The sequence below is a fragment of the Ramlibacter albus genome (assembly GCF_014297445.1).
Lineage (GTDB): Bacteria > Pseudomonadota > Gammaproteobacteria > Burkholderiales > Burkholderiaceae_C > Ramlibacter > Ramlibacter albus.
Window position 1 is genome coordinate 145,566 of record NZ_JACORU010000007.1, and the last position, 18,607, is coordinate 164,172.

The window sequence follows — 18,607 nt, forward strand, 5'->3', positions numbered from 1 at the left end:
TAGGCCCATGGCCGAACGCGTGATCCCGCTCGTCGACCAGCGCCTCGCCGCGCTGGGCGCGGCCGTGCCCGCGACGCCGGTGCCGGCGACGGGGCTGCTGTCGGACAGCCTGGGCCGGCCGCTGCGCGACCTGCGCATCAGCGTGACGGACCGGTGCAACTTCCGCTGCAGCTACTGCATGCCCAAGGAAGTGTTCGACAAGGACTACCAGTACCTGCCGCACAGCTCGCTGCTCACGTTCGAGGAGATCACGCGGCTGGCGAAGCAGTTCGTCGCGCACGGCGTGCACAAGGTGCGGCTCACCGGCGGCGAGCCGCTGCTGCGCAAGAACATCGAGGTGCTGATCGAACAGCTCGCGCAGCTGCGCACCGTGGACGGCCTGCCGCTGGACATCACGCTGACCACCAACGGCTCGCTGCTCGCGCGCAAGGCGAAGTCGCTGAAAGCCGCCGGGCTGCAGCGCGTGACGGTCAGCCTCGACGGGCTCGACGACGCGGTGTTCCGCAAGATGAACGACGTGGACTTCCCGGTGGCGGAGGTGCTCGAAGGCATCGATGCGGCGCGCGAGGCGGGCCTCGGGCCGGTGAAGGTCAACATGGTCGTCAAGCGCGGCACCAACGAGCACGAAATCCTGCCGATGGCGCGCCACTTCAAGGGCACGGGCATCGTGCTGCGCTTCATCGAGTACATGGACGTGGGCGCCACCAACGGCTGGCGCATGGACGAGGTGCTGCCGTCGGCGGACGTGCGCAAACTCATCGCTTCGGAGCTTCCCCTGGTGCCGCTGGACCACACCACGGTTGGCGAGACGGCGGAGCGCTGGGCGTATGCGGATGGCGGCGGGGAGGTGGGCTTCATCAGCAGCGTGACGCAGGCGTTCTGCGGCGACTGCAACCGCGCGCGGCTGTCCACCGAGGGCAAGCTGTACCTGTGCCTCTTCGCGAGCAACGGCTACGACCTGCGCGCGCTGCTGCGCGGCGGCGCAAGCGACGAAGAGATCGCCTCGGCCATCGGGCACATCTGGCAGCAGCGCAGTGACCGATATTCGCAACTTCGCGGCACGCAGGCCGCCGACACGGGCACCGGCAAGCGCCGTGTCGAAATGAGCTACATCGGCGGATGATCCCCAAAGAAGAAATCACCGGCGTCGTCCTCGCCGGCGGGCGCGGCAGCCGCATGGGCGGCGTCGACAAGGGCCTGCAGAACTTCAACGGCATGCCGCTGGCGCTGCACACGCTGATGCGGCTCGGGCCGCAGGTGGGCGATGTGATGGTCAACGCCAACCGCAACCTGTCGGCCTACGAGTCGTTCGGCGCGGCCGTGTGGCCCGACGCGATCGCGGACTACGCGGGGCCGCTCGCGGGCTTCCTCGTCGGGCTGGAGCGTTGCGAGACGCCGTACCTCGTCACCGTGCCTTGCGACACGCCGATGTTCCCTCAGGACCTTGTCTCGCGGCTGGCCGAGGCGCTGGAGCGCGAAGGCGCAGAGATCGCGATGGCGGCTGCGCGCGAGGAGGATGGGCAAGTGCGCACGCAGCCCGTCTTCTGCCTGATGAAGTTGGAGCTGCTGGAAAGCCTGGTGCGCTTCACGCACGATGGCGGCCGCAAGATCGACAAGTGGACGGCGCTGCACAAGACCGTCATCGTGCCGTTCGACCGCGAAGGCGACGACCCGCAGGCCTTCTTCAACGCCAACACGATCGACGAGCTGCGCCGGCTGGAGCGGTCGAAGTGAAGACGCTGGAGCAGATCGCGGCGCAACTGCAGGGGTATGACCCGCAGGCGCTGTCCGCCGATGCTGTTGGCGAGTTCCTCTCGCATCTCGTCTCGCCGGTTGCAGGCACTGAATCGGTGGGTATCTTCGACTCGCTCGGCCGCGTGCTCGCGCGCGACCTCATCTCGCCGATCAGCGTGCCACCGCACGACAACTCGGCAATGGATGGCTTCGCGTTCGAGGGCGCGCAATTGCGCAAGGACACGGCGCTCGAGCTGGAGATCGTCGGCACCGCGCTCGCGGGGAAGGCGTGGCAAGGCAGCGTCGGCCCCGGCCAGTGCGTGAAGATCATGACGGGCGCGATCATGCCCGCCGGCCTCGACACCGTCGTGCCGCAGGAGTTCACGAAGGCCGCGGGCGACAACCGCGTCGCGATCCCGCCCAACATCCTGCAGCCCGGCGACAACCGCCGCCACAAGGGCGAAGACCTCGCCGAAGGCAGGCCCGCGCTACAAAAAGGAGAGCGCATAGGCCCGGCCGCGATGGGCCTGGTCGCGAGCCTCGGCATCCCGCAGGTGGAGGTGGTGCGGCGCGTGAAGGTGGCGTACTTCTCCACCGGCGACGAGATCCTGAGCCTCGGCGAGCCGCAGCGCGAGGGCGCGGTGTACGACAGCAACCGCTACACGGTGCATGGCCTGCTCACGCGCCTGGGCTGCGAGGTCATCGACATGGGTGTCGTGAAGGACGAGCCCGCGCAGCTCGAAGCCGCTTTCTCCGACGCCGCGAAACGCGCCGACGCGATCATCACCAGCGGCGGCGTGAGCGTCGGCGAGGCCGACTACACCAAGGCCATGATGAAGAAGCTGGGCGACGTGGCGTTCTGGAAGATCGCGATGCGCCCTGGCCGGCCGATGGCGGTGGGCCGCATCGGCAATGCCGTGCTGTTCGGGCTGCCGGGCAACCCGGTTGCGGTGATGGTGACGTTCCTCGCGTTCGTGCGCCCTGCCCTGCTGCGCATGATGGGCGCGCGCGAGACGCAGCCGGTGTACCTGAAGGCGCGCAGCGCCGAAGCGATGCGAAAGAAGCCCGGACGCACGGAGTACCAGCGCGGCGTGGTCACGCGCAACGCCGACGGGTCTTTGTCGGTGAAGACAACGGGCAACCAGGGCTCGGGCGTCCTCAGCTCGATGGTCCAGGCCAACGGCCTGATCGTGCTCCATCACACCCAAGGCAATGTCGCCGCGGGCGACGAAGTCGACGTGATGATGTTCGACGGCGCGATCTAGCCGCAGCGCACGGCCGCCACCGGCGGCAGGTCGCGCGACACGCAGGTCCACGACACCCCCTCATCCTCGCTCACCCACAAGCCACCGGTCGTCGAAGCCATGGCGAGCCCCTTGCCATCTCGCGACACATCCAACGCGTGCCGATAGATGAGGTGATACGCATCGCGCTCCGGCAGCCCCTTGCCGTGTGCGATGTACGACTTGCCGCCGTCGCGCGTCTCGTTCACCACGAGCTTCCCATCGACCGCCACGCGATTCGCATCGGCCTTCGCAGGCGCGAACCACGCGCGCATCGGGTCGGTGGGGTGCGCAGCGACCGCGAAGCCGAAAGCGCTCGGCGAAGGCGCATCGATGCGGTCCCACTGCAGCCCGCCGTTCGCGGACCGGTACATGCCCGCATGGTGCTGCACCCACAGCACGTCCGGGTGCGCCGCGCACATCGTCATGCTGTGCGGGTCCTGGATGATCGGGTCTTCCTTGCGCTCGGGCGGCATGTAGTCGGCCACCATGCCCTTGGACGTCACCTCCCACGTCTCGCCGCCGTCATGCGTCTGCCAAACGCCGCCGCACGAGACGGCCACGGTCACGTGCTTCGCGTCGCGCGGGTCCACGAGGATCGAGTGGATGCCCGCATGGTCGTAGCCGCCGCCGAACCATTGCTGCCGCTCGGGCCGGTTCCACAGCGACTCGACGAGTTGCCAGCTCGCGCCGCCGTCGCGCGAGCGGAACAGCCCGGCAGGAAGGCAGCCCGCCCACAGCTCGCCCGGCCCCGCGGCGAGCGCCCAGATCAGGTCCACGGTCCACGGCGTCGGGTCGTCCTTCATCGGCCCGGCCTCGGGCTTGGGCGGAAACGCCGGCGCGGCGATCTCCTTCCAGTTCGCGCCCTGGTCCGTGCTCTTGTGCATCTTGATGCCGAAGTGGCCCAGGCGCAGCGCGACGTACCAGGCGCCGTCGTGTGGATTCACGAGCACCTGCGTCACCGGTTCGCCCGGGAACGTGGGCTGGCCGAGCGACCAGCCGCTGCCGTCCTTCTTCACCACGAACAGCCCCTTGCGAGTGCCGACCCACACCTTGTCCATGTTCAACCTCCTGTGAGCGCCTGGATGACATTCACCTTGTCACCCGAAGCGAGCGGAATATCGAGGGCCGCGCGGTCGCGGATCATCTGCGAGTTGACGAACACCGCCACGTGCTTGCGCACGGCGCCCTGCTCGTCGAGCACGTAATTCTTCATCGCGGGCGCCGCGCGGAACGCGGCGTGCAGGGCTTCCCGCAAGGTCGCAGCGCCCACTTCTTGCGGCGGGCAGGCGACGTGGCGCGTGAGCGCGGGAGCGAATTCGACGTGCGGCACCGGCGGATTGCACCGGCTGCCGCGCGCCGCGTCAAGAGTTGAATTGCATCTCGCCGTGGTCGGCCATGTCGCCCTTCGGCGGCTTGCCGGTCACGGCGGCCTTGGCCATCGTGAACAGCTGGCGCAGCTTGCTTTGCTTGACGTCCCAGTACTCGGCCTCGTCGATGTGGACTTCCAGCAGCTCCATGTCGGGGTCCTGCGGACCTCCCGGGAACCAGGCCTTGGCGATCGGGTTGAACAACTCGCGCTTCTTCGCCATGTCCTCGCTCACGCGGGCGGTGCCCGTGACGGACACGTACGCGTCCTTGTCCAGGTGCGCGTACGAGATGTTGACGTTCCCGTCCTGCTGCACGCGCTGACCGAGCTCGGTGGACTTCGAGACGAAGAAGTACAGGATGCCGTCCGCAGCCAGCTCCTTGTTCTGCGTCGTCAGGGGGTGGGCATGCAGCTTGCCGTCGGCATGGCGGTGCGTCAGCATGCCGAAGCGCGTGTCCTTGATCAGCTCCCACAGTTTCTCGTGGTCGCTCTTGTTCTTTTCGCTCATGGGATGACTCCATCGGGGTGATTTCCCGATGGTGGGGACGCGCGCGCCGGCTTCAGGTCGGCAGGCGCAGCACGGCCGTGTGCGTGTGCGCCGACAAGGCCATCAGGCCTCGAACAGGGTGAGAAGCCGGCCCAGCGCCTCCTCGACCACCCCGTCGGGAACGCGCTCCACGCGCTTCGCCTGGCGCGCTTGCAGGTCCAGCATGCGAATCTTGTTGACCAGCGCCACACCTTGCGTCCTGCAACCGGTACCCGTCAACGAAACGGCAAACCCGGCGTAGCGTGCGAAGTCTGCGCCTTGGGTAATGGGGGCGACAAGCACATCGCCCAGCTTGTTGAACTCCCGGGTGGTCAGCACGAGCGCCGGACGGGCATCGCCGCGCATCTCATGGCCCACGACGGGCTCCAGACTCACACGAACGATGTCACCGCGGTCGAAGACCGCCATTACCAGACCTCGCGGCCGACGGGACGGCTGGCCTCCCAGAGTGCGAGATCGGCAGGCGGCGGCGCTTTGGGGTCGCATTGGGCCAGCAATTCGGCAAGGCTGTAGCGCCGCTTTGGCGCCAGCGTGAGCGTGCCATCGGGGCCCGCATCGAGGCTCATGGACTGGCCGGCGCGCAGGTTCAGCGCCTTCAACAACGACGGAGGAAGTGCGATCACGGTGCTGTTCCCGTACTTGCGCAAGACAACGTCCATGACTGCCGGACACCTTGTTCAACAACTGTTCAACAGTCTATCGGGCCGGCCGGCCCCTGTCAAACAGTGTTGAACAGGCTGCCTACTTCGCGACCAGGTCCCCGTGATGCTCGGCCGGCTGGTCCAGCGCTTCCTTCTTGTTCGCGCCGGGCACCTCGCGCCGCGCGAACAGGGTGTACATCGTCGGCACGACGAACACCGTGAGCAGCGTGCCCAGCGACATGCCGCCGACGATCACCCAGCCGATCTGCTGGCGGCTCTCGGCGCCCGCGCCGTGCGCGAAGGCGAGCGGCACGGCACCGAGCACCATGGCGCCGGTGGTCATCAGGATCGGGCGCAGGCGCTGCGACGCGGCCTTCACCAGCGCGTCCACCATCTCCAGCCCCTGCTCGCGCAGCTGGTTGGCGAACTCGACGATCAGGATGCCGTGCTTGGTGATCAGGCCCACCAGCGTGATCAGGCCGATCTGCGAATACACGTTGAGCGAACCGCCCGACCACTTGAGAGCCAGAAGCGCGCCCACCATCGACAGCGGCACCGACAGCATGATCACGAACGGGTCCACGAAGCTCTCGAACTGCGCGGCCAGCACCAGGAAGATGAACAGCAGCGCCAGCACGAACACGATGGCCAGCGCGCCCTGCGAATTGCGGAACTCGCGCGAAGTGCCGTTCAGGTCCGTCGTGTAGCCCGGCTTGAGCACCTTGGCCGCGGTCTGCTCCATGAACTGCAGCGCCTGGCCCAGCGAATAGTCGGGCGCGATGTTCGCGGTAATGGTGGCCGAGCGCCGCTGGCCGAAGTGGTTCAGCTCGCGCGGGCTCACGCTCTCGCTCACCTTCACCAGCGCCGACAGCGGGATCATCGTGTCGCCGCGGCCGCGCACGTTGATGCTGTCGATGTCCTCCGGCGTGGTGCGGCCGCTCGCGCGGTTCTGGATGATCACGTCGTACTGCTCGGCGTCCTTCTTGTAACGCGTCACCTGCCGCCCGCCCAGCGTGGTCTCCAGCGCCTTGGCGACGACCTCGACGCTGACGCCCATGTCCGCGGCCTTCTCGCGGTCCACCTGGATGCGCAGCTCGGGCTTGTTCAGGCGCAGGTCCACGTCCACGCCCTGGATGCCCGGGTTCTTCGCGATCTCGTCCTGGATCTGCCGCACCGTGCGGTTGAGGTTCTCGTAGCTGTCGGACGTCTGGATCACGAAGTTCAGCGGCCGGTCGCGAAAGCCCTGCCCCAGCGACGGCGGCGTGATGATGAAGGCGTTGATGCCCGCGAGGCTGCCGAGCTTCGGCGTCATCTCGCGCGCCATCTGCAGCGTCGTCTTCTCGCGGTTCTCCCAGTCGACCGCGCGGTAAACCACGCTGCCCTGCGACACGGTGGGGTTGCCGATGTTCACGAAGATGCGGTCGAACTCCTTGTACTGCTGCCCCAGCTTCTCCAGCGTGGTGGCGTAGCGGTTGGTGTAGTCCAGCGTCGCGCCGTCGGGCGCGTTGATGTTGGCGAGCATCACGCCACGGTCTTCCAGCGGCGAGAGCTCCGACTTCATCGTCGGCCACACGAGCGCAATGGTCGCCGCGACAAGCGCCATGCCGGCGATCACCAGCCAGCGCGCCTGCAGCAGCTTCGGCCTCCACGCGGCGACGGTGTCCCCGGTGCGCGACGCCCAGCGCGCCGTCACCACCCAGCGCAGCACGCGCTCGTAGCCATTGGTCAGCTGCGTGAGCCACTTCTCCATGTGGCTGTCGAACCAGCTCGGGTTGGGGTTGTGCCGCAGCAGCTGCGAACACATCATCGGCGTGAGGGTCAGCGCGACGAAGCCCGACACCAGCACCGAGCCCGCGAGCGCCAGCGCAAACTCGACGAACAACCGGCCCGTGCGGCCCGGCGTGAACGCGAGCGGCGCGTACACGGCCACCAGCGTGAGCGTCATCGTGATCACCGCGAAGCCGATCTCGCGCGCGCCCTTGATGGCCGCCGAGAACGGGTCCAGCCCCTCCTCGATGTGCCGGAAGATGTTCTCCAGCATCACGATGGCGTCGTCCACCACCAGGCCGATGGCCAGCACCAGCGCCAGCAGCGTGAGCGTGTTGATGGTGAAGCCGAAGAGCGCCATCATCGCGAACGTGCCGATCAGCGACACCGGGATGGTCACGATCGGGATGATCGACGCACGCACCGTGCGCAGGAAGACGAAGATCACCAGCGCCACCAGCACGATGGCCTCGGTGATGGTGCGGAACACGTTCTTCACCGAGCGGTCGATGAACAGCGAGTTGTCGTTGGCGATGTCCACCAGCACGTCCTGCGGCAGGTCCTGCTTGAGCTTGGGCAGCATGTCCCGCACGCCCTGCGACAGGGTCAGCGGGTTGGCCGTGGCCTGGCGGATCACGCCCACCGAAAGCGCCGGCCGGCCGTTCAGGCGCACCGCGCTGCGCTCGTCGGCGGCGCCCTCTTCCACCCGTGCCACGTCGCGGATCTTCACCGGGAAGCCGTTGACGTTCTTCACCACGATCTCGGCGAACTGGCCCGGCCGCCACAGGTCCGTCTGCGACGTGACGCTGAACTCGCGCTGCTGGCTCTCGATGCGGCCCGCGGGCAGCTCGAGGTTGCTGCGGCGCACCGCGTCCTCGATGTCCTGCGGCGTGAGGCGGTAGCCGGCCAGCTTGTCCGGGTCCAGCCAAACGCGCATGGCGTACTTGCGCTCGCCGAAGATGCGCACGTCGGCGACGCCGGTCACGGTCTGCAGGCGCGGCTTGACGATGCGGTTGAGCAGGTCGTTGATCTGCAGCGGGCTGAGCGTGTCGCTCGTGAACGCCAGCCAGATCACCGGGAAGGCATCGGCCTCCACCTTGGCGATGACGGGCTCGTCGATGGCCTGCGGCAGGCGGTTGCGAACGCGCGAGGTACGGTCACGCACCTCGGCGGCCGCGGCGTCGGCGTCCTTCTCGAGGCGGAAGCGCACGGAGATCTGGCTCTGTTCGGCGCGGCTGATGGAGGTGATGACGTCCACCGCGTCGATGCCCGCGATGGAGTCCTCCAGCGGCTTGGTCACCTGCGACTCGATCACCTCGGCCGAGGCACCCGGGTACCGCACGCTCACGGTGACCACCGGCTCGTCGATCTTGGGGTACTCGCGCACGGCGAGGCGGAAGAAGCTGACGGCGCCGACCAGCAGCACCAGCAGCGACAGCACGGTGGCGAACACCGGCCGCCGGATGGAAATCTCGGGCAGTTGCATGGCTCTCGTCCTCTCGCTCGCCTCAGGCGCCGGCCGGGCGCGGCGCGCTGGCCCGGCGTGCGCTGCCGCTGCCGTTGCCCGCCTTCGCGTCCTCGGGCCGTGGCGCCGACGGCCGGGCGCCGCCGCCCTTGGTGCCTTCGGGCGAGCCGGTGGCCGTGGCATCGGCCAGCGACGTGCCGCAGGGGTTGCGGCCTTCCGGCGAAGGCACGACGGCCGCCGCGGCCGACGTGCTGCGAGGCGCACCGCCCGCGTTGGACGACGCGACCACGGCGCCGCCCTTGCCCGCGTCGAGCACGCGCACGGCCATGCCGTCGCGCTGGATGCGCTGCTGGCCCGCGGTGACGACCATGTCGCCGACGTTCAGGCCCTGCACCACTTCCACGCGACCCGGCTGGCGGATGCCGGTCTTGACCTCGATGCGCTGCGCGGTGCGCGTGTCCTGGTCCGGGCCGTCGATCAACTTGTAGACGAACACGCGGCCGCCCTGCGGCACCAGCGCCTCCTCGGGGATGACCTTGGCGTCGTCGCGCTGGCCGAACACGGCCGTCACGCGCGCGAACATGCCGGGGCGCAGCAGCAGCTGGCGGTTGTCGATGCACGCGCGCACGCCGACGGAGCGGCCGTTGGCGTCCACCAGCGGGTCGACGGCCTGCACCTGCGCCTGGAAGCGGCGGCCGGGCAGCGCGTCCACGTCCACCAGCGCGGCCTGCCCCTTGCGCAGCTTCACCTGGAAGCGCTCGGGCAGGCGGAAGTCGACGAACAGCGCCTCCATGTCCTCGACGTTCACCACGTCGGCGCCGTCCTTCAGGTAGTCGCCGACGTTGACGCTGCGGATGCCGGTGATGCCGTCGAAGGGCGCGAGGATGCGCAGGCGCTGCACCGTGGCGCGCGCGAGGGCCAGCTTGGCCTCGGCCACCTGCAGGTTGGCCGCGCTCTCGTCCACGCGCTGGGCGCTGATGAAGTTCTGCGCGAGCAGCTCCTGGTTGCGCTTGTGGTTGGCGCGGGCGATGGAGAGCTCGGCCTCGGCCTGCTTCAACTGCGCGACCGGCAGCTGGTCGTCCAGCTGCACCAGCAGCTGGCCGCGGCGCACGCGGTCGCCGTCGCGGAAATTGAGCTGGGTGACGCGCCCGCTCACCTCGGGGCGGATCATCACGCCCTGGCGCGAACGCAGGGACCCCACGGCTTGCGCGTCGTCCGTGAGCTTGAGGGCTTCGACCCGAGCCACTTCCACGGCCGGTGCACGCTGGGCGCCGCCGCCGGCGCCACCCGCGCCCGATGCGGCAGCGGCGCTGCCGGTGGGAGCGAGGGGTGCCGCGGCTGCCTCGCCCGCGGGTTTCGCGGGCTTGTTCTGCCACCACCAGGCCGCGCCCGATGCAGCGCCGATGCCCGCGGCGGCCACCGCGATATAGATTGCCTTCGAAGCCATGAAAATGCCGGTCCGTCAGGTTGGGGAGAGCGCGTTCTTCTTGATGTAACGCAATGCAATCTCCCAATGTAGCACCGAGGGCCGCTTTACGCCCCCTTTACCACCTGTTGGCAAGCTAACGCTGTAGCGCTTGCTGCACACCCAGGTTGGCCAGCGCATCCGCGCGCTCGTTGCCGGGGTCGCCCGTGTGGCCGCGCACCCAGCGCCAGTCGACGACGTGGCCACCCTCAGTCAACAGAGCGTCCAGCTCACGCCAGAGTTCCGCGTTCTTCACCGGCTGCTTCGACGCCGTGCGCCAGCCCTTGGCCTTCCACCCCGGCAGCCACTCGGTGATGCCCTTGAGGACGTACTGGCTGTCGAGGTACAGCGTCACGGCGCACGGGCGCTTGAGCGCCTCCAGCGCGCGGATCACCGCGAGCAACTCCATGCGGTTGTTCGTCGTGCTGCGCTCGCCGCCGTACAGCTCCTTCTCGGTGTTGTTGGACTTGAGCAGCACGCCCCAGCCGCCGGGCCCGGGGTTGCCCTTGCAGGCCCCGTCCGTGTAGATCTCGACTTGTGTCATTCAGGAGGTCAGGGGTTCAGAGGTGCAGGCCGGGCCTGCGCTTGTGGGTTCGCCGGTTGGCGATGGGCATGGGCGCCGTGGCGATGGACTTGGACGTCTTCCACGCAGGGCCGATGAGCTTGGCCCCGCGCACACGTTTGACTGCCACCAGAAAGTACACAGCGCCGAAGATGGGCCACCAGCGCTCGCCCAGCCGGTCCATCCACTCGTACCGGTTGAGCCACTTTTCGCTGGAGATGGCGGGGCGGTAGCAACCGAAGCTGGAGGATTCGACCTCGAAGCTCAGCAGCCGCAACCAGTCGCGCAGACGCCAGTAGCCGATGAACTCGCCCGCGTCGGGCAGGAACAGCTCGCCGAAGCCGAGGCGCTGGTAGATGTGCGCGCGGCGCTGGCGCAGGCCCCAGAGGCTGGCCGGGTTCAGGCAGCAGATGACCACCTTGCCCTCGGGCACCAGCACGCGGCCCACTTCGCGCAGCGTCGCGTGCGGGTCCGCATTGAGTTCCAGCGAGTGCGGCAGCACGACGAGGTCGACGCTGTTCTCCTCGAAAGGCAGCGCGGCGAAGTCGGCATAGAACGACGGCTGCGCACCCGGCGTGGGCCGGTCCAGCACCAGCCACTGGTGCGGCATGCGGTTCGTCGACAAAAAATCGGTGGCCCCGAGCCCCAATTGCACCGCGTGATAGCCGAAGATGTCGGCCACCGCGGCGTCGAACTCGGCCCGCTCCCAATCGAGCAGGTACCTGCCCGGCGGGGTTTCGAACCACTGCTGCATTTCTATAATCTGGTCGCTCATGAATCTGATCCCGCTGCCCGCCTTCCAGGACAACTACCTGTGGCTGTTGCACGACGGACAGCGGGCCCTCGTGGTCGATCCCGGCGACGCCAGGCCGGTGGCGCAGTACCTGCGCGAGCACGGCCTGCAACTGGCAGCGATTCTAGTCACCCACCACCATCCGGACCACATCGGCGGCGTCGATGAATTGCGAAACGCCACCGGCGCTCCCGTGTGGGGGCCTGCCCGCGAGAAGATCCCCGAGCCGCTCACGCGCCTGGCCGAAGGCGACGAGATCGAGGTGCTGGGCCTGCGCTTTCGCATCATCGACGTGCCCGGGCACACCGCCGGGCACATCGCGTACTACTGCGACGACATGGACGGCAAGCCGCTTTTGTTCTGCGGCGACACCCTCTTCTCCGGCGGCTGCGGGCGCCTGTTCGAAGGCACCCCGGCGCAGATGCACGGCTCGCTGGGCAAGCTCGCCGCGTTGCCCGGAAACACGCGCGTGTGCTGTACGCACGAATACACGCTGAGTAACCTGAACTTTGCATTGGCGGTTGAGCCCGGCAACGAAGAGCTGGTCCAATACCGCAGGCGCTGCGAGGAGCTGCGCGCGCAGGGGCAGCCCACGCTGCCTTCGAGCATCGCGCAGGAGCGCAGGATCAACCCGTTCCTGCGCTCGGGTGAGCCCGAGGTGGCGAAAGCCGCCCAGGCCCACAGTGGTGCCGACCCGGACGATGAAGTGGCGGTGTTCGCCGCCGTCCGACAATGGAAGAACGAATTCAGATGAACCTGCGCCTTGTTGCCGCCGTGGGCGTGCTTTCCGCCCTGGCGGGTTGCGTCGCCACAGCCCCGACCGTCTCCGACAAGGTGGAGATGACCTACGACGAGAAGCCGCGCAGCGCGCAGGCGCAGGCGCCGGCCGCGTACCCGAGCGGGCCGCTCAGCCCGGTGACGACGGAGGAGGTGCGCTCGCGCTCGGTCACCACGTCGCAGCCGCCCGCGGACCTGTGGGAGCGCATCCGCCGCGGCTACGCGATGCCCAACCTCGAGACGGACCTGGTACGTCAGCAGGAGCAGTGGTACGCCTCGCGGCCGGACTACATCCAGCGCATGGCGGACCGCTCGCGCAAGTACCTGTTCCACATCGTCGAGGAGCTGGAGCGCCGCCAGATGCCGGCGGAGCTGGCCCTGCTGCCCTTCATCGAGAGCGCGTTCAACCCGCAGGCCGTGAGCAGCGCGCGCGCGGCCGGCATGTGGCAGTTCATGCCCGCCACGGGCAAGGACTTCGACCTCAAGCAGAACCACTTCCGCGACGACCGCCGCGACGTGCTGCAGTCCACGCGCGCCGCGATGGACTACCTGCAGCGCCTGTACGGCATGTTCGGCGACTGGCACCTGGCGCTGGCCGCGTACAACTGGGGCGAAGGCAACGTCAAGCGCGCGATCGACCGCAACCAGAAGGCGGGCCTGGGCACGGGCTACCTCGACCTGAACATGCCCAACGAGACGCGCAACTACGTGCCCAAGCTGCAGGCGGTGAAGAACATCGTCAACACGCCGGAGCTGTTCCGCGCGGAGCTGCCCGTCATCGACAACCACCCGTACTTCCAGACGGTGAAGCTCGCGCGCGACATGGACGTGGTGACGGCCGCGCGGCTCGCGGACGTGAACCTGGACGACTTCAAGGCGCTGAACCCGCAGCACAACCGGCCGGTGATCCTGGCCGCCGGCACGCCGGAGATCCTGCTGCCCTGGGACAACGCCGCGGTCTTCAAGCGCAACTTCGACGCGTACAGCGAAGGCAAGCTCGCCAGCTGGACGGCCTGGAGCGTGCCCGCGAACATGAGCGTGGCCGATGCGGCGCGGCGCGTGGGCATGACCGAGAACGACCTGCGCGCGGTGAACACGATCCCGCCGCGCATGATCATCAAGAGCGGCTCCGTGCTGATCGTGCCGCGCAGCGGCAGCGCGCAGCAGGACGTGACGAGCCAGGTGGCGGACAACGCGCAACTGAGCCTGGCGCCGGAGATCGTCACGCGGCGCACGGTCATCAAGGCCGGCAAGCGCGACACGGTGGGCAGCATCGCGCACCGCTACAAGCTCGCGCCGGCGCAGGTGGCCGAATGGAACGGGTTGAGTGCGCAGGCGCACTTCAAGCCGGGCCAGCAGGTGGTGCTGCACCTGCCGGTGCGCGCGGCAACGCGGCAGGCCGTGCGCGTGCCGCAAAAGGGTGTGGTTCGTGCTTCGGCGAAGGCCCCGGTGCGCAAGGCCGCGGCGCCCGCGAAGAAGGCCCCCGCGAAGAAGCGATAGGCGCCTCGCGGTCCCGCCGCCGAGCTACAGCTGCAACAGTTCGTCGCTGCCGTCGATCACGCGCTCCACCTGCGCGGCATTGGTGCCGACGCGTTCGACGATTTCGCGCAGGTGCTCCTCGCTGCAGCCGAAACGGCCAGCCCACCAGCGGACTTCCAGCGGATCGGCAATCTCGATGCGGCTGCGATCGGCCGGCAGCGTTTCAAAGACATACGCCATTTCCGGCTCCCCTTTTCGTGTTCATGTCCATTGGACGCGCGAGGCCGCAGCGCGGCTGAACGCCATGCCCGCAACAATTGGTAATCCGGCTCCTACGCCGCTACAAAAAAACTAGCAACGGCCCGCCGGACGCCTCCCACCTGCTTGACAGGCCCTGTCCGATGCTCCTCGGCCGTGCGGCAGGGCACCCTTTCGCCATCAGGACTGAAAGGAGTTCTTCACATGAAACGCATGACCCTCTTGGCGGCCGCGCTGGCTGCCTGCTCGTGGATGGGCGCCACCGTCGCCACCGCCGCCCCGGCCATCGTGATCACCGAAGCGCCGCCGGCGCCTCGCGTGGAAGTGGTGCCCGCGCCGCGCGCCGGCCGCGTGTGGGTGGAAGGCCACTATGCCTGGCGTGGCGACCAGTACCGCTGGATCCCCGGCCACTGGCAGGGCGAGCGCCGCGGCATGGTCTGGGAACAGGCCCGCTGGGAACAGCGCCCTGACGGCTCGTGGACCTTCATCGAAGGCCACTGGCGCCGTGGCGGCGGCCGGCAATACGGCTGGGACAACCGCGACGACGGCGGCCGCCAATACGGCTGGGGCCGCCGCGACAACGACGGTGACGGCGTGATGAACCGGGAAGACCGGTTCCCGAACAACCCGAACCGAAGCTAAAGCTTCTCGGCCTCGCCCTGGCGAGGCTGCCATTTCATCAGCCTGCGCTCGATGCGCCCCACCAGCGCATCGAGCGCGAGCGCGAACGCCGTCAGCACCACGATCCCCGCGAACACGGTGTTGACGTCGAACGTGCCCTCGGCCTGCAGGATCAGGTAGCCGACACCGCGCGCGCTGCCGAGATACTCCCCCACCACCGCGCCCACGAAGGCCAGGCCCACCGACGTGTGCAGGCTGGAGAACACCCAGCTCGTCGCGCTGGGCAGGTACACCGTGCGCAGCAGCTGCCTGCGGTTCGCGCCGAGCATGCGGGCATTGGCGAGGATCACCGGGCTGACTTCGCGCACGCCCTGGTAGACGTTGAAGAACACGATGAAGAACACCAGCGTGACCGCCAGCGCCACCTTGCTCCAGATGCCGAGGCCGAACCACAGCGCGAAGATCGGCGCGAGGATCACGCGCGGCATCGAGTTCAGCGCCTTGATGTAGGGGTCGAGGATCGCGCTGGCCATCGGCGCGAGCGCGAGCCACAGGCCGAACACCAGGCCCAGCACCGTGCCGAAGAAGAACGCGAGCACCGTCTCCAGCAGCGTGATGCCCAGGTGCACGTAGATGTCGGCGCGGCCGGGCAGCCCCTCGGGGAACAGCGCATTAGGTGCCACCTCGACCGGCAGGAACCACGACCAGATCCGCCCCGCCACCTTGATCGGCTCGCCGATGAAGAAGGCGGTCTGTTCGTTCCGCGACAGCAGGTGCCATGCGACGAAGACCGCGACGAGCACGCCGCCTTGCCACCAGCGCAAGGACTTGCTCGTCATGCGGCCTTCTTCAGCTGCTGCGCGTAGCCCTTGAGCACCTCGTCGCGCAGCACCGCCCAGATTTGCGAGTGCAGTTCGACGAAGCGCGGATGCGTGCGCACCTCCGCCACGTCGCGCGGGCGCGGCAGGTCGATCTCGAACTCCCCGATCGGCCGCGTGGCCGGGCCCGCGGACAGGACCACCACGCGATCGCTCATCGCTATGGCTTCATCGAGGTCGTGGGTGATGAAGAGGACTGCCTTGCGCTTGGCGGCCCACAGCGCCAGCACCTCGTTTTCCATCAGCTGCCGCGTCTGCACGTCCAGCGCGGAGAACGGCTCGTCCATCAGGATGATGTCCGGGTCCAGCGCCAGCACCTGCGCCAGCGCCGTGCGCTTGCGCATGCCGCCGGAGAGCTGGTGGGGGTAGCGGTCGCCGAACCCGCCGAGGCCCACGCGTTCCAGCCACGCCTGCGCCTGCGAACGCGCATCCGCATCCGGCAGGCCGCGGTATTGCAGGCCGACCATCACGTTGTCCAGCGCGCTGCGCCAGGGCATCAGTGCGTCCTGCTGGAACATGTAGCCCGCGCGCCGGTTGATGCCCGCGAGGCGCTCGCCGAACACGCGCACGTCGCCCGCCGAGGGCTCCAGCAGCCCCGCGGCCACGTTCAGCAGCGTGGACTTGCCGCAGCCCGTGGGCCCCACCACCGAAACGAATTCGCCGGCACGCACCTTCAGGGTGGTGCCGGCGACGGCGGTGTAGCGCTCGCCGTTTTCCTGCGGCGAGCGGAAAGTGACGGTGACCTGGTCCAACTCCAGCGCGTCATACTGCATATGGCGCGCTAGGTTAGCAAACTCAGACCATCCCGGACAAATACATGATCGCGCGCAGGCTGGAGAACTCGTACTCCACGAAGTCCTCGAACTCCTTGCCCGTCACCCACGCGGGCGTCCAGCCGTTCTTGTCCAGCGCCTCCTGCCAGGCCTTGGTCTTCGTGGCCTTCTGCACGACATCGACCAGCGCCGCGCGCTGCTCCGCCGAGATGCCGGGCGCGCCGTACACGCCGCGCCAGTTGCCCAGCACCACGTCGTAGCCCTGCTCCTTCATCGTGGGCACGTTGATGCCCGGCAGGCGTTTCTGCGACGTGACGCCGATGGGGCGCATCTTGCCGGCCGCGATGTACTCCGCGAACTCGCTGTAGCCGCTGCCGCCCACCGTGACGTTGCCGCCGAGGATGGCCGAGACGGCCTCGCCGCCCCCGCGGAAGGCGACGTAGTTCACCTTCTTCGGGTCCACGCCCACCGCGCGCGCGAGCATGCACGCCGAGATGTGCTCGGTGGAGCCGCGCGAGCCGCCGCCCCACTTGACGCTGCCCGGGTCGGCCTTGAGCTGCGCGACGACGTCCTTCATCGTCTTCAGCGGCGACGCGGCCGGCACGACGAACACGTTGTATTCGCTCGTCAGGCGCGCGAGCGGCGTGCATTGCTGCAGCGACACCGGCTGCTTGTTGGTGATCTGCCCGCCCACCATCACCGCGCCCATCATCATCAGCGCGTTGGCGTCGCCCTTGCTCGCGCCGACGAACTGCGCCAGGCCCAGCGCGCCCGCCGCGCCGCCCTTGTTCTCGTACTGGACGTTGTCCGCGGCCTTCGCGTCGAGGATGGCCTTGCCGAGCGCGCGGCCGGTGGTGTCCCACCCACCGCCCGGGTTGGCGGGGATCATCATCTTCAGCACGGGCGCCGCCCTGGCGCCGAAGGGCAGCGCGCCGGCCGCGGCCGCCGCTGCGAGTGTCTTGAGGAAGGTGTCGCGACGCATGGTTTCTCCTCCTGGGTTCCTCCAGGTGGAGCGATGGTCGACGGCCGACCTGTCGAACGCCTGTCAGGTCCCTCGGGTGTTTCCCTAGGCCTTGAACTTCTCTTTCGCGCGGCGGCCGAACTCGTTGGTGTACGTCTTGGACAGCTCGATCTTGTCCGCCTTCACGGACGGCTCGAAGCTGGCCAGCGCGCGCAACGCCGTTTTCGCGCCCTCTTCCGGCAGCATGCCGTCCAGCGCGATGGCTTCGCGCACCTTGTTGAAGGACGCGAGGTACAACGCGCGGTCGCCCAGCAGGTAGGACTCCGGCACCGTCTTGATGATGTCGCTGGGCCCCGCCGTCTGCAGCCACTTCAGGCCGTGCACGATGGCGTTAGCCAGCGCCTGGCAGGTGTTGGGGTTCTTCTGCACGAACTCCGCGTGCGTGTACAGGCAGGCCGCGGGCATCGGGCCGCCGAAGACCTCGTGCGTGCCCTTGAGCGTGCGCGTGTCGCTGATGATCTTCACGTCGCCCTTCTGCTCCAGCATCGTCATCACCGGGTCGACGTTGCTCATGGCGTCGATCTGGCCCGAACGCAGCGCCGTGAGCGCGCCCGCCGACGTGCCGACGCCGACGTAGCTCACGTCGTTGGCCTTGATGCCCGCGCGCGAGAGCACGAGGTTGGCCACCATGTTGGTCGACGAACCCGGCGCGGTGACGCCGATCTTCTTGCCTCGCAGGTCGGCCACACCCTTGTAGTTGGGGACGGCCTTGGGCGAGACGCCGAAAGCGATCTGCGGAGCGCGGCCCATCAGCACGATCGACTGGATGAACTGGTTCTTGCTCTGCATGTTGATGGTGTGCTCGTACGCACCGGCCACCACGTCGGCGGAGCCGCCCACCAGCGCCTGGAGCGAGCGAGCGCCGCCCGCGAAGTCGGAGATCTCGACGTCGAGCCCCTCGTTGCGGAAGTAACCGAGCTGCTCGCTGATGGTCAGCGGCAGGTAGTAGAACGCGCCCTTGCCGCCGACCGCGAGCGCGATCTTCGTTTTCTCGAGCTTGGCCTGCGCGCGCACGATCGGTACGCCGAGAACGGCGGCGCCGCAAAGCGCCGCGGTGGTGAAGGTCCGTCGGGTGAGAGTGCTGTTTTTCATTGTGGTGCCCTGCCTGACTGCTGCAATGCAGCAAGGTTAGTCAGCGCACCGCGCGGCCGCATCAGGAACACCCCTTGCGGGT

At 68.3% G+C, this 18,607-nt stretch carries 20 protein-coding genes; 6 read left to right on the forward strand and 14 right to left on the reverse strand.

Annotated elements, in window-relative coordinates; translation table 11 throughout:
- Window positions 1-7 precede the first annotated feature (7 nt).
- Genes moaA through moeA form a run of 3 tightly spaced genes read left to right on the forward strand, consistent with a single transcriptional unit; the run spans window position 8 to window position 2,999 of the window.
- Window positions 8-1,123, forward strand: coding sequence for a GTP 3',8-cyclase MoaA (moaA, locus tag H8R02_RS19050; RefSeq protein WP_187083066.1), 1,116 nt, complete (start codon window positions 8-10; stop codon window positions 1,121-1,123).
- Window positions 1,120-1,734, forward strand: a complete 615-nt coding sequence (gene mobA / locus H8R02_RS19055; protein WP_187083067.1) for a molybdenum cofactor guanylyltransferase MobA — start codon at window positions 1,120-1,122, stop codon at window positions 1,732-1,734. Before moaA ends, mobA begins: the two co-directional genes overlap by 4 nt.
- Window positions 1,731-2,999, forward strand: a complete 1,269-nt coding sequence (gene moeA / locus H8R02_RS19060; RefSeq protein ID WP_187083068.1) for a molybdopterin molybdotransferase MoeA — start codon at window positions 1,731-1,733, stop codon at window positions 2,997-2,999. The genes mobA and moeA overlap by 4 nt, the downstream gene beginning before the upstream one ends.
- On the opposite strand, the gene H8R02_RS19065 is transcribed toward moeA, so the two are convergent.
- The 9 genes from H8R02_RS19065 to H8R02_RS19105 all read right to left on the reverse strand — a co-directional run bounded on the left by H8R02_RS19065 (window position 2,996) and on the right by H8R02_RS19105 (window position 11,608).
- The gene (locus H8R02_RS19065; protein WP_435531287.1) at window positions 2,996-4,078 is read right to left on the reverse strand and encodes a WD40/YVTN/BNR-like repeat-containing protein; all 1,083 of its coding nucleotides are present in this window, start codon (window positions 4,076-4,078) and stop codon (window positions 2,996-2,998) included. The two genes, moeA and H8R02_RS19065, sit on opposite strands and share 4 nt — an antisense overlap.
- A gap of 2 nt (window positions 4,079-4,080) precedes the next feature.
- Entirely contained in the window at window positions 4,081-4,350 is a 270-nt protein-coding gene (locus H8R02_RS30840) for a MoaD/ThiS family protein (protein ID WP_187083070.1), read from the reverse strand.
- A 31-nt stretch (window positions 4,351-4,381) separates the two neighbouring features.
- On the reverse strand, window positions 4,382-4,894 hold the full coding sequence (locus tag H8R02_RS19075) for a pyridoxamine 5'-phosphate oxidase family protein (protein ID WP_187083071.1): 513 nt from the start codon (window positions 4,892-4,894) through the stop codon (window positions 4,382-4,384).
- 102 nt (window positions 4,895-4,996) lie between these two features.
- On the reverse strand, window positions 4,997-5,341 hold the full coding sequence (locus H8R02_RS19080; protein ID WP_187083072.1) for a type II toxin-antitoxin system ChpB family toxin: 345 nt from the start codon (window positions 5,339-5,341) through the stop codon (window positions 4,997-4,999).
- Window positions 5,341-5,592: an AbrB/MazE/SpoVT family DNA-binding domain-containing protein gene (locus H8R02_RS19085; protein WP_187083073.1), complete on the reverse strand. Its 252-nt coding sequence runs from the start codon at window positions 5,590-5,592 to the stop codon at window positions 5,341-5,343. Before H8R02_RS19085 ends, H8R02_RS19080 begins: the two co-directional genes overlap by 1 nt.
- Before the next feature lie 82 nt (window positions 5,593-5,674).
- Window positions 5,675-8,827 carry an efflux RND transporter permease subunit gene (locus H8R02_RS19090; protein WP_187083074.1) on the reverse strand — a complete coding sequence of 1,051 codons (3,153 nt, stop codon included), beginning with the start codon at window positions 8,825-8,827 and terminating at the stop codon, window positions 5,675-5,677.
- Between the two features lie 22 nt (window positions 8,828-8,849).
- Window positions 8,850-10,253 (reverse strand): efflux RND transporter periplasmic adaptor subunit, encoded by a 1,404-nt coding sequence (locus H8R02_RS19095; protein ID WP_187083075.1) that lies wholly within the window; start codon window positions 10,251-10,253, stop codon window positions 8,850-8,852.
- A 115-nt stretch (window positions 10,254-10,368) separates the two neighbouring features.
- Entirely contained in the window at window positions 10,369-10,815 is a 447-nt protein-coding gene (gene rnhA, locus H8R02_RS19100; RefSeq protein WP_187083076.1) for a ribonuclease HI, read from the reverse strand.
- A gap of 16 nt (window positions 10,816-10,831) precedes the next feature.
- Window positions 10,832-11,608, reverse strand: a complete 777-nt coding sequence (locus H8R02_RS19105) for a class I SAM-dependent methyltransferase (RefSeq protein ID WP_255429423.1) — start codon at window positions 11,606-11,608, stop codon at window positions 10,832-10,834.
- On the opposite strand from H8R02_RS19105, the gene gloB reads away from it, so the two are divergent.
- Window positions 11,607-12,380: a hydroxyacylglutathione hydrolase gene (gene gloB, locus H8R02_RS19110; RefSeq protein ID WP_187083077.1), complete on the forward strand. Its 774-nt coding sequence runs from the start codon at window positions 11,607-11,609 to the stop codon at window positions 12,378-12,380. The two genes, H8R02_RS19105 and gloB, sit on opposite strands and share 2 nt — an antisense overlap.
- Entirely contained in the window at window positions 12,377-13,903 is a 1,527-nt protein-coding gene (locus H8R02_RS19115) for a transglycosylase SLT domain-containing protein (RefSeq protein WP_435531288.1), read from the forward strand. The genes gloB and H8R02_RS19115 overlap by 4 nt, the downstream gene beginning before the upstream one ends.
- Window positions 13,904-13,927: 24 nt before the next feature.
- Here the strand turns inward: H8R02_RS19115 and H8R02_RS19120 are convergent, their stop codons facing one another.
- Window positions 13,928-14,122 (reverse strand): DUF3606 domain-containing protein, encoded by a 195-nt coding sequence (locus H8R02_RS19120; protein WP_187083078.1) that lies wholly within the window; start codon window positions 14,120-14,122, stop codon window positions 13,928-13,930.
- Between the two features lie 222 nt (window positions 14,123-14,344).
- On the opposite strand from H8R02_RS19120, the gene H8R02_RS19125 reads away from it, so the two are divergent.
- Window positions 14,345-14,782, forward strand: a complete 438-nt coding sequence (locus H8R02_RS19125; RefSeq protein WP_187083079.1) for a YXWGXW repeat-containing protein — start codon at window positions 14,345-14,347, stop codon at window positions 14,780-14,782.
- Here H8R02_RS19125 and H8R02_RS19130 read toward each other — a convergent pair.
- The 4 genes from H8R02_RS19130 to H8R02_RS19145 form a co-directional block, all read right to left on the reverse strand.
- Complete coding sequence (locus tag H8R02_RS19130; RefSeq protein WP_187083080.1) at window positions 14,779-15,600, reverse strand: ABC transporter permease; 822 nt, start codon at window positions 15,598-15,600, stop codon at window positions 14,779-14,781. The two genes, H8R02_RS19125 and H8R02_RS19130, sit on opposite strands and share 4 nt — an antisense overlap.
- The gene (locus H8R02_RS19135) at window positions 15,597-16,412 is read right to left on the reverse strand and encodes an ABC transporter ATP-binding protein (RefSeq protein WP_187083081.1); all 816 of its coding nucleotides are present in this window, start codon (window positions 16,410-16,412) and stop codon (window positions 15,597-15,599) included. Before H8R02_RS19135 ends, H8R02_RS19130 begins: the two co-directional genes overlap by 4 nt.
- A 22-nt stretch (window positions 16,413-16,434) precedes the next feature.
- Window positions 16,435-17,394, reverse strand: coding sequence for a tripartite tricarboxylate transporter substrate binding protein (locus H8R02_RS19140; protein WP_187083082.1), 960 nt, complete (start codon window positions 17,392-17,394; stop codon window positions 16,435-16,437).
- 84 nt (window positions 17,395-17,478) lie between these two features.
- Window positions 17,479-18,525 (reverse strand): ABC transporter substrate-binding protein, encoded by a 1,047-nt coding sequence (locus H8R02_RS19145; RefSeq protein WP_187083083.1) that lies wholly within the window; start codon window positions 18,523-18,525, stop codon window positions 17,479-17,481.
- Between the last annotated feature and the right edge of the window lie 82 nt (window positions 18,526-18,607).